Consider the following 10,719-nt stretch of genomic DNA (forward strand, 5'->3'; position numbering starts at 1 on the left):
ACTCCAACGCACTCCGATTCAGACAGATGAAGCCGCACATGCCCAAAGGATTGATTCGCGCTATTGGCGCTCTGTTGACCGCTCTAGCCCTCTACAGCCTGCTGGGGTTTCTGATTTTGCCGGGTATCGCGTTACGGGTGGCCAATCAACAATTGGCCAGTTACGCGACGACGCCCGCGACGATTTCGCGGATCGAACTCAACCCGTTCAGCCTTGAAGTGACCCTGTGGGGCTTGATCATCGGCGATCCGGGCAAGGAGCAGGTCGGCTTCGAGCGGCTGTATGCCAATCTCCAGATCGACAGCCTCTGGACCAAGGCGCTGCACCTGTCCGATATCGAAATAGACAAACCCAAGACCGAAATCCTCTTCGGCAAGGACGGTAAGCTCAATCTGCTTGGCCTGTTCAAAATCCCCGCCAGTGAGCCGACCCCGGCCGACCCGAACGCCAAACCGTTCCCGTTGCGCATCGAGCGGATCAAACTGGCCGACGGCTATGTGCACTTCCAGGATGCACGGCCCAGCGAGCCGATCGAATTCCTCTACGACAAACTCGACTTCGAGCTGAAAAACCTCAGTACCCTGCCAGAAGATAACGCCGACATGACCCTGGTGGCCGCCGGCCCTGCCGGTGGACAGATCGACTGGACCGGTAATTTCAGCCTGATCCCGATCGCCTCCGAAGGTAAGTTGAAAGTCACCGATGCCAACATGAAAGTCTGGTGGCCTTACGTGCGCGATTCGGTGCCGTTGGATCTGGAAAACGGCACCCTGAACCTGAGCACCGATTACAAGCTGAACCTGTCCAAAGAAACCGAACTGCTGCTGAGCAACGTCGCCGTCAGCGTCGCGCCTTTCAACATCAAGGCACCGGACGGTCGGCCGCTGGCGAAGCTTGGGCGGCTGGACATCAGCGAAACCACCGTAGACCTGGCCAAGCAGCAAGTGGTCGTCGGCAAGATCCGCAGCCAGAAACTGGAAACCTGGGCCACCCTTGAAGCCGACGGCCAACTCGATTGGCAGAAACTGTTCGCCAGCCAACCGTCCAAACCGGCCGTCAAAGCCAACGCCGAACCGGCCAGCACCCCGGCAGCCGCCGATTCACCGAAACCCGACCCGGCGCCACCGAGCAAGCCATGGCAGGTGCTGCTCAAAGACGTGCAACTGCGCGATTACCAGGTGCATCTGGCTGACCGCAAGGCGCAACCCGCCGTCGCGTTGGATGTCGGCCCGCTGAACCTGGACCTGCAGAATTTCGACAGCCTCAATGGCTCGCCTTTTAACCTCAAGCTCGATACGGGCGTGGGCAAGCAAGGCAAGATCACGGCAGACGGTGTCGTCAATCTCGCCCCGGTCAGCGCTCAGTTAAAAGTGCAAACCAAGGACATCGACCTGCGCGTCGCCCAGTCCTATATCAACCCGTTCATCCGCCTGGAACTGCGCAGCGGCATGCTCGGCAGTGATCTGGCGGTCGATCTGAAAAGCACCGAGCCGCTGGCGTTCAGCGTCACAGGCAAAGCCCAGGTCGATCAACTGCATACCCTCGACACCCTCAAAACCCGCGACTTCCTCAAGTGGCAGCAGTTGGTGCTCGAAGGCCTGAATTATCAGCACGGCGATAGTCTGTCGATCGACAAGGTCAACCTGTTCCAGCCTTATGCGCGCTTCATGATCAACGATGACCGCACCACCAACATCGATGACCTGCTGATCCCGCAACCGGCCGACTCAGGCGCCAAAACGGCTGCAGCCAAACCTGCCAGCAAGGAAAAACCGCTGGGCATCCACATTGGCGGCATTGCCATCAATGACGGCTCGGCCAACTTCGCCGACTTCAGCCTGACCCCGAACTTCGCCACTGCTGTTCAACAGCTCAACGGACAGATCGGCACCATCGACAGCCGTCAGGCGAAACCTGCGACCGTGGACATCAAAGGCAAGGTCGACCGCTATGCGCCGGTGACCATCAAGGGCTCGGTCAATCCGTTCGACCCGATGGCCAGCCTCGACATCACCACCAGCTTCAAACGGGTGGAACTGACCACGCTGACGCCCTACTCCGGCAAGTTCGCCGGCTACCGCATCCGCAAGGGCCGGCTCAATCTCGACCTGCATTACCTGATCACCAAGGGCCAGCTCAAGGCCGAAAACAAAGTGGTGGTCGAGCAGTTGCAACTGGGAGAGAAAGTCGACAGTCCGGACGCCGTGAGCCTGCCGCTGAAACTGGCGATCGCGTTGCTCAAGGACGTCGATGGCAAGATTTCCATCGAGCTGCCGGTGACCGGCGACCTGAACAACCCGCAGTTCAGCATCATGCCGATTGTCTGGCAGACCTTGCGCAACCTGATCGTCAAAGCCGCCGCGGCACCATTCAAAATGATTGGCGGGCTGGTCAGTGGTGGTGGTTCGGAAGATTTGGGCACTGTGTCGTTTGCCCCGGGTTCAAGCAACCTGAGCAAGGAGGCCGAGGGTGCGCTGGTCAAACTGTCCCAGGCCCTCAAGGAACGTCCGGCCTTGCGCCTGGAAATCGAAGGCACGGCTGCTGCAAGCAGCGATGGCCCGCTGATCGCCGAGCAACGTCTGGAGCGGGAATACCAGTACAACTACTACAAAATGCTCCAGCGTCGCGGTGACAAGGTGCCGGCTCAGGCTTCATTGCTGGAAGTACCGGATAACGAGAAAGGTCCGCTGCTGGAAGGGATCTACCGCACGCGCCTGAAGACTCAGCCGCCCGCCGAATGGAAGGATCTGGGCAAGGAAGAACGCACGGTAAAAATGCGCGAAGGCGTGATCAAGTTCTGGAGTTCCAGCGATGTGCTGTTGCGTCAGTTGGGTCAGGAACGCGCCAGCAGCATCAAGGACTATCTGGTCGACAAGGGTCAGTTGGCCGATGACCGCGTGTACTTCATCGACGCTAACCTCGGCGAGGCGGAAAGTGACGGTGGGGTCGTTACGCCGCTGCATCTGGACGCCGAGTGATGGGCGCAAAATGGCTGATGAGCCTGGCTCTGGCGATGGCCACCAGTCAGGCCTCGGCAGCCGACACCCTGCGCTGCGGCAGTCAATTGGTCAGTGTCGGGGACAGGTCCAGCGAAGTGCTGCAGAAATGCGGTGAACCGGTCAGCCGTGATCTGTTGGGCTACAAGCGCAGCGCCAACCGGCGGGAAGAGTTTCAAGTCGAGGAATGGACCTACGGACCCAACGGCGGGATGTATCAGTACCTGCGTTTTGAAGGCAATCGTTTGAAGCAGATCACCAGCAAGCGCGGTAACTGAAGATCAAAAGATCGCAGCCTCCGGCAGCTCCTACAGGTGCACACACTCCACTGTAGGAGCTGCCGGAGGCTGCGATCTTTTGCGTTTGCCAAATAGAACAGGCCCCGACACGAATGCCGGGGCCTGTAATGGCCACATCCTTATGGCCTTCGCATGAACTCTCCAGAGGCGGCAGACGTATTGCTCGGCCCGCCTGTCGCGCCTTCTCCCAGTCCAGGCGAGAAGTCTTGCCTTACTCGGCTTTCAGGCCATCAGCGGAGACCGCTTTGACGCCTTTGATTTTCTTGGTGATGGCCACAGCAGTGGTTTTCTGAGCGTCAGTCACCGCAACGGTGGACGACAGAGACACAACGCCTTTGTTGGTTTCGACTTTGATATCGGTACCAGGAATCCCTTTTTCAGTCACCAGGTCACTTTTGACTTTGGTGGTGATCCAAGTATCGGAAACATCCTCTTTCGCTTCAGTGACCTCACCAGCAGCCAGCATCATAGGTGCTTGAGTGGCTTGGGTTTGAGCAAATGCAGCGTTGGCCATGGTCAGGGTCAGCGCGGTAGCAGTAGCGGCAGCGATAGCGAACTTCTTCATACGAGTAACTCCTGTTTTTCATAAAGTCTGCTGCGTGTCTTGTCAGCAGGGTTACTGGAGATATTGCGAACGCTGTGCCAAGTTTGAGACAGCCAACAAACACATATAAATCAATAACTTACAAAAACACCTGATTTTCGGAATCATGCAAAATGCATGACTTCCAAATTATCGACATGCAAGTTGCGGGTTTTACCGCAGGCCTAAGGCCATGAATTGTTGGAAGTTTTCTCATTACTCCAATTTGCCCCGAACGGCGAACAAAAAAATGCCCCGTCAACAGACGAGGCATCAGATCAAGCAGCCAGATTACACGCCGCTGCCGGGACAGCCTTTTGGTGCGAAGTCAGCGTTGACATTACTGGCACACGTCCAGGCACCCGCCGTGTTCCCCTGATGAGCGAGTCAGTGTGATGGTCTTGCCCAACACCGGTCCTGGAGCATTAACCAGCGTACAAGTGATCGTCCCTGCACCTGTCGAAGCTGTGCCTGAAGCCGCCAACGTGCAATTAGAGGTCGTCGCCGCCGCGTTACCTGCAACCAATAACAATGTAGGGTCGGTGCCTTGGTTGATGGTGTCTTCAAAAGGCACTTTCAACGCGCTGATTTCAGCCAGCCCCGCCGTTACTTTGGCCCGCGCTTGGTACTTGGAATATTGCGGCAACGCAAACGTCGCCAGAATCCCGATGATCGCCACCACGATCAGCAGCTCGATCAGGGTAAAACCTTTTTGAGTCTTCATAGACAAGCTCCATGCATGAGTCGAAATCTCATGATCTGAAGTAGCCGCAGCACAGCCCATGCCAAGCGCCGAGCCCCCTGTTGGCAGGACGCAAAGTGAGTGCAACGCCCTTTCCCACCCCCAGATTCCGCACTATCTGACACTTTTTGTCACCTGAACGCCGCTGGTTTGGTTCCTCCGCTTGACTAGGCTATAAGTCATGAACTGTCTGCGTCCGGTATCCCAATGAATGACATCGCCCTTAGCGGTCTGGCCAAGCAATTGGTCCTGGCCGAGCTGCTCACTGACAAAAGCGCGCAACAGGCGTATCAGCAAGCCCAACGCAACAAAACCTCCCTGGTCAGTTATCTGGTGCAGAACAAACTGGTGAAGAGTCGCCAGGTCGCCGAGATCGCTTCGGAACACTTCGGCATGGCCTTGCTCGACCTCAACTGTCTGGATAAGGAAACCCAACCCAAGGGTCTGGTCAGCGAGAAGCTGATTCGCCAGAATCACGCGCTGCCCCTCTGGCGGCGCGGCAACAAGTTGTTTGTGGGCGTTTCCGACCCGAGCAATCAGCAAGCCATCAATGACATCCAGTTCAGCACCGGGCTGAATACCGAAGCCATCCTGGTTGAAGACGACAAGCTCACCGATGCCATCGAAAAATTCTTCGATACCCAAGGCACCGGCCTGGAAGACATGGCCGACGTTGACCTCGATGGCGTGGACATCGAGTCGATCGATGACAACAAACAAGACGCCATCGCCGGACAGGATGCCGATGACGCGCCCGTGGTGCGCTTCGTTCACAAGATGTTGCTGGACGCGATCAAAAGCGGCTCTTCCGACCTGCATTTCGAGCCCTATGAAAAAACCTACCGCGTGCGGGTGCGTACCGACGGTATCTTGCGTGAAGTCGCCAAACCACCGATTCAACTGGCCAATCGCATCGCCGCGCGGCTGAAAGTCATGGCCAGCCTCGACATCTCCGAACGGCGCCGGCCCCAGGACGGGCGGATCAAGATGCGCCTGTCCAAGAGCAAATCCATCGACTTTCGGGTCAATACCCTGCCGACCCTGTGGGGCGAGAAAGTGGTGATCCGGATCCTCGACCCGTCCAGCGCTCAAATGGGCATCGACGCCCTCGGCTATGAGCCCGACCAGAAAGAACTGTACATGGCCGCCCTCAAGCAGCCGCAGGGGATGATTCTGGTGACCGGGCCCACCGGCTCGGGCAAGACCGTATCGCTCTACACCGGGCTGAACATTCTCAACACCGTGGACATCAACATCTCCACCGCCGAAGACCCGGTGGAGATCAACATGGAAGGCATCAACCAGGTCAACGTCAATCCCAAACAGGGATTGGACTTCGCCCAGGCGCTGCGCTCATTTCTGCGACAGGACCCGGACGTGATCATGGTCGGAGAGATCCGCGACCTCGAAACCGCCGAAATCGCCATCAAAGCCGCCCAGACCGGTCACCTGGTGCTGTCGACCCTGCACACCAACAGCGCCGCCGAAACCCTGACTCGCCTGCACAACATGGGCATTCCGGGTTTCAACATTGCCACCTCGATCAGCCTGATCATTGCCCAGCGCCTGGCACGCAAGCTGTGCAGCCATTGCAAGAAACCCATCGAGATTCCCCGGGAAGCGCTGCTCAAGGAAGGCTTCCCCGAGGAACGCATCGGCTCGTTCACGATCTATGAACCGGTCGGTTGCGATTACTGCAACGGCGGTTACAAAGGGCGAGTCGGGATTTATGAAGTGGTGAAGAACACACAGGACCTGCAACGGCTGATCATGGCCGAAGGCAATTCACTGGAAATCGACAGTCAGATGCGTAAAGACGGCTTCAACGACCTGCGCACGTCAGGCCTGCTCAAGGCCATGCAAGGCATCACCAGCCTTGAAGAAATCAACCGGGTCACCAAGGACTGAATATGGCGGTCAAAGCAGCAAAAATCAGCGTCTTTGCCTGGGAAGGCACAGACCGCAAAGGCACCAAAATGACGGGCGAATTGAGCGGTCAGAACCCGGCGTTGATCAAGGCCCAGTTGCGCAAACAGGGCATCACCCCCGGCAAGGTACGCAAGAAGTCCGCCTCGATTTTCAACCTGGGCAAGCGCATCAAGGCCCAGGACATCGCTCTGTTCACCCGGCAGATGGCGACCATGATGAAGGCCGGTGTACCGCTGTTGCAGTCCTTCGACATCATCGGTGAAGGCTTCGATAACCCGGCCATGCGCACACTGGTCGACGAGGTGAAACAGGAAGTCGCGGCGGGTAACAGCTTCGCCGCGTCGTTGCGCAAAAAGCCTCAGTATTTCGATGAGCTCTACTGCAACCTGGTCGATGCCGGCGAGCAGGCCGGTGCCCTCGATACCCTGTTGGAGAGAGTGGCGACCTATAAGGAAAAGAGCGAAAGCCTCAAGGCCAAGATCAAGAAAGCCATGACCTATCCGCTGGCGGTGGTGTTCGTCGCGATCATTGTGACCGGGATTCTGCTGGTCAAAGTGGTGCCGCAGTTCGAATCGGTGTTCAAAGGGTTTGGTGCCGAATTGCCAGCCTTCACGGTGATGGTCATCGGCCTCTCGGAATTCATGCAGGACTGGTGGTGGGCGATGCTCGGCGTGCTGATCGCGGCCATCTTCGGCGTGCGCCACGCCTTTAAAACGTCGCAAGCCTTTCGGGACCGAATGGACACCTGGCTGCTGAAATTGCCGCTGATTGGCACGCTGATGTACAAGTCCGCCGTGGCCCGTTACGCCCGCACACTGTCGACTACCTTTGCGGCAGGTGTGCCACTGGTGGAAGCCCTGGATTCGGTGGCCGGCGCCACCGGCAACATCGTGTTCAAGCGCGCGGTGCTGCGCATCAAGCAGGACGTATCCACCGGTATGCAACTGAACTTCTCCATGCGCGCCTCCGGTATCTTTCCGAATATGGCGATCCAGATGACCGCGATTGGCGAAGAGTCCGGCGCACTGGACGACATGCTCGACAAGGTCGCGAGCTTCTATGAGGACGAAGTGGACAACATGGTCGATAACCTCACCAGCCTGATGGAGCCGTTCATCATGGTGGTGCTGGGTGTTATCGTCGGTGGCCTGGTGGTTGCGATGTACCTGCCCATCTTCCAACTCGGCACAGCGATCTGACATGCCCTTGAACGACATTCTGACCCTCCACCCGTTGACCTTCGTGATCGCAGCCATGTTGGTCGGCCTGCTGATTGGCAGCTTTCTCAACGTGGTGGTCTGGCGCCTGCCAAAAATGCTTGACCGCGAATGGCGTGAGGAGGCTCGTGAAGTGTTGGGCTTGCCAGGCGAAACGCCGCTGCCGACCTTCAACCTGATACTACCCCACTCCCAGTGCCCACATTGCGGCCATCGAATCCGCGCCTGGGAAAATATTCCGGTGCTCAGTTATCTGTTTTTACAGGGTCGATGCTCGAACTGCACGGCAGCCATCAGCAAACGCTACCCGCTGACCGAACTGGTCTGCGGTTTGCTCTCGGCGTTCATCGCCTGGCATTTCGGTTTCGGCTGGCAGGCCTGCATGGCGCTGCTCCTGAGTTGGGGGTTGCTGACGATGAGCCTGATCGACGCCGAGCACCAACTGCTGCCGGATGTGCTGGTGCTGCCGCTGATATGGCTGGGGCTGATCGTCAACAGCTTCGGGCTCTTCGTGTCCCTGCATGAAGCATTGTGGGGCGCGGTGGCCGGCTATATGGCGCTGTGGACAGTGTTCTGGCTGTTCAAGCTGATCACCGGTAAGGACGGCATGGGCCACGGTGATTTCAAGCTGTTAGCGATGTTTGGCGCCTGGGGTGGCTGGCAGATCTTGCCTCTGACCATCCTGTTATCGTCGATGGTGGGCGCCGTTGTCGGCGTGATTTTACTGCGCCTGCGCAACGCGAAACCGTCGACACCGATCCCCTTCGGACCCTTTCTGGCAATTGCCGGCTGGATTGCCTTGCTCTGGGGTGGTCAAATAACCGACTTCTATTGGCAGTTTGTCGGTTTGAAATGAATACCCCTGTGGAAAAACCCTGGATTCTCGGCCTGACCGGCGGCATCGGCAGCGGCAAAAGCGCGGCTGCCCAGCACTTCATCGATCTGGGCGTGCACGTAGTGGACGCCGATCACGCAGCGCGCTGGGTAGTAGAACCGGGTCGCCCGGCGCTGGCAAAGATTGCCGAACACTTCGGCCCCGACGTATTGCAAGCCGACGGACAGCTGGATCGCGCGGCGTTGCGCAAACTGATCTTCGAAGTGCCAGAGGAACGCCGCTGGCTCGAAGCGTTGCTGCATCCGCTGATCGCAAAGGAAATCGCCGATCATCTGGCCAAGGCACAATCGCCTTACGCGATTCTGGTTTCGCCGCTGCTGATCGAGTCCGGGCAGTACGCCATGACCCAACGTGTTCTGGTGATCGATGCCCCGGAACAATTACAGATCGAGCGCACCCTGCAGCGTGACCAGACCAGCGAGCAACAGGTCCAGGCGATCCTCAAGGCCCAGTCCAGCCGGCAGGACCGCGTGAGCCACGCCGACGATGTGGTGGTCAACGACCGCGACCTCGCCTGGCTGCACAGCGAGGTCGAACGCCTGCATCACTTTTACCTTACTTTGCCTGGAGGCCAGTCATGAGCCAAACCCCAACCGTCGAATGCCCAACCTGCGGCGCCCCTGTTGAATGGAGCCCCGAGAGCAAATTCCGGCCTTTCTGTTCGGACCGTTGCAAGCTGATTGACCTGGGCGCCTGGGCGTCGGAAGAACACAAGATTCCAGTCAGCCCGGATGCAGAAGACGAACTGTTCAGCGAAGACTTCGACCCGCGTCACTGATCTTCAAGGCCGCATAAAACCGTAGTCCTGGCTGTCATCGAGGTTTTCCGCAAGAAAACGCAACTCATCGGCCAGGTCTGCGGTGCTGCGCACCGCCTTGCTCTGTTGCACCACTGCGCTTAGCAAGGCGCGCAGGCTCAAACCCGGATCAAACCCCACTTCCTGCGCCCCATCCAGACTCTGGCGCAACTCCTGCCTTGCCCATTCGTAGACACTCATTTCGATGCTCCTGAAGGTTTTCCCGAGCATGGATTCGTCAGCGATTTTTGGATTTGATGTGGATCAAGATTTGGGATCGTCGTCTTTCCAGGGCGCCGAAAGGTAGCGCGTGCGATTGAACGTCTCCAGCCACTCAGGGCAAAACACCACCAGCGCGCTGACCACCATGCCGTTGATAAATGCTTCCGGGAAAATCAGTAACCACAGATAACCGACAAAATCTTCCAGCCAGTACGGCATGGCGAAACGTTCGTCGAACCACAGCAACCACAGCGCCAGCAGCAGGCACAGCAACGCCGACAGCGCCGCTGCAAAAAACCCGGACACGAAGATATACACAAAGGGATTACGCGGTTGCGCTCGCTCCACCAGGATCGCGCAGCACTCGGTGACCAGCACCGGCAGTAGAATCAGCAGCGCACCGTTGACCCCCATCGCGGCCAGATCCTGCCGCCCGAGCAACACCAATCCCGCTTGCGCGACCAACCCGCCGACAATCGCCAGCGGCCAGTCGAGCAACAGGGTCACGGCGGTCATGCCGATAAAGTGGTAGGACACGCCGGTGTCGAAGTCTTGTCGCACCAGCCAGAGCATGAACAGCGCGAACACCGTGCCGAACAACAGATGCTGGCGGCGACTGTCGCTGAACAGTTCGACCCACGGTGCTCGCGCAACGGCCCAGATCAGCACCGGCACATAGATCAACCACCCCGCCGCGAGGGATTCGGGTGACAGTAATTCGGCACCGATCATGGTGAGGCGCACTCCTTTGTCTTGCCGAAAGAGGACAGGTTCTCAGTCTACACCGGGCTTTGGATGCGCTTCGACTTCGGGGGGCGCTCCCTGGCTGGGTACATATCCATTTCTGCGGTAGCGGCTGCTGGCGGTTTCGCTTTTACAGCGAGTCACTTTCGAAAAGCGCGAAAGTAACCAAAGCGCTTCTGCCCCTCCATTCGGTGCCTCGCCTAGGCTCGGCATGCCCTCACTCCGGCATTGCTCCGGGGGCCCGCCGCCATCGGCCATCCATGGCCGGGGGCGGCTACCGCGGCATCCTTGCCGCG

10 protein-coding genes and 1 pseudogene are annotated in these 10,719 nt (G+C 58.3%); 7 read left to right on the forward strand and 4 right to left on the reverse strand.

All coding sequences use genetic code 11. The features are described from left to right. The first annotated feature begins 26 nt into the window (after nucleotides 1–26). Together WLY71_RS12690 and WLY71_RS12695 are read left to right on the forward strand one after the other, a co-directional pair. Nucleotides 27–2,978 (forward strand): DUF748 domain-containing protein, encoded by a 2,952-nt coding sequence (locus WLY71_RS12690; protein ID WP_347803818.1) that lies wholly within the window; start codon nucleotides 27–29, stop codon nucleotides 2,976–2,978. Further along, nucleotides 2,978–3,274, forward strand: coding sequence for a DUF2845 domain-containing protein (locus tag WLY71_RS12695; protein ID WP_347803819.1), 297 nt, complete (start codon nucleotides 2,978–2,980; stop codon nucleotides 3,272–3,274). Before WLY71_RS12690 ends, WLY71_RS12695 begins: the two co-directional genes overlap by 1 nt. Before the next feature lie 232 nt (nucleotides 3,275–3,506). On the opposite strand, the gene WLY71_RS12700 is transcribed toward WLY71_RS12695, so the two are convergent. Beyond that, nucleotides 3,507–3,860: a BON domain-containing protein gene (locus WLY71_RS12700; RefSeq protein ID WP_274074573.1), complete on the reverse strand. Its 354-nt coding sequence runs from the start codon at nucleotides 3,858–3,860 to the stop codon at nucleotides 3,507–3,509. A 309-nt stretch (nucleotides 3,861–4,169) separates the two neighbouring features. Further along, a pseudogene (locus WLY71_RS12705) lies at nucleotides 4,170–4,602 on the reverse strand (pilin). 225 nt (nucleotides 4,603–4,827) lie between these two features. Here WLY71_RS12705 and pilB point away from each other — a divergent pair. Genes pilB through yacG form a run of 5 tightly spaced genes read left to right on the forward strand, consistent with a single transcriptional unit; the run spans nucleotide 4,828 to nucleotide 9,439 of the window. Further along, on the forward strand, nucleotides 4,828–6,528 hold the full coding sequence (gene pilB, locus WLY71_RS12710) for a type IV-A pilus assembly ATPase PilB (RefSeq protein WP_347803820.1): 1,701 nt from the start codon (nucleotides 4,828–4,830) through the stop codon (nucleotides 6,526–6,528). Nucleotides 6,529–6,530: 2 nt separating this feature from the next. Continuing rightward, nucleotides 6,531–7,748, forward strand: coding sequence for a type II secretion system F family protein (locus WLY71_RS12715; protein WP_347803821.1), 1,218 nt, complete (start codon nucleotides 6,531–6,533; stop codon nucleotides 7,746–7,748). Nucleotide 7,749: 1 nt separating this feature from the next. Then, nucleotides 7,750–8,622, forward strand: a complete 873-nt coding sequence (locus tag WLY71_RS12720) for a prepilin peptidase (protein ID WP_347803822.1) — start codon at nucleotides 7,750–7,752, stop codon at nucleotides 8,620–8,622. Beyond that, nucleotides 8,619–9,242: a dephospho-CoA kinase gene (gene coaE / locus WLY71_RS12725; protein ID WP_347803823.1), complete on the forward strand. Its 624-nt coding sequence runs from the start codon at nucleotides 8,619–8,621 to the stop codon at nucleotides 9,240–9,242. The genes WLY71_RS12720 and coaE overlap by 4 nt, the downstream gene beginning before the upstream one ends. Further along, entirely contained in the window at nucleotides 9,239–9,439 is a 201-nt protein-coding gene (gene yacG, locus WLY71_RS12730; protein WP_223485972.1) for a DNA gyrase inhibitor YacG, read from the forward strand. Before coaE ends, yacG begins: the two co-directional genes overlap by 4 nt. Nucleotides 9,440–9,442: 3 nt before the next feature. On the opposite strand, the gene WLY71_RS12735 is transcribed toward yacG, so the two are convergent. Further along, nucleotides 9,443–9,658 (reverse strand): hypothetical protein, encoded by a 216-nt coding sequence (locus tag WLY71_RS12735; protein WP_347803824.1) that lies wholly within the window; start codon nucleotides 9,656–9,658, stop codon nucleotides 9,443–9,445. Nucleotides 9,659–9,721: 63 nt separating this feature from the next. Then, nucleotides 9,722–10,411 carry an energy-coupling factor ABC transporter permease gene (locus WLY71_RS12740; protein WP_347803825.1) on the reverse strand — a complete coding sequence of 230 codons (690 nt, stop codon included), beginning with the start codon at nucleotides 10,409–10,411 and terminating at the stop codon, nucleotides 9,722–9,724. Between the last annotated feature and the right edge of the window lie 308 nt (nucleotides 10,412–10,719).

It is taken from the genome of Pseudomonas rossensis, assembly GCF_039888995.1.
Classification (GTDB): Bacteria; Pseudomonadota; Gammaproteobacteria; order Pseudomonadales; family Pseudomonadaceae; genus Aquipseudomonas; species Aquipseudomonas rossensis.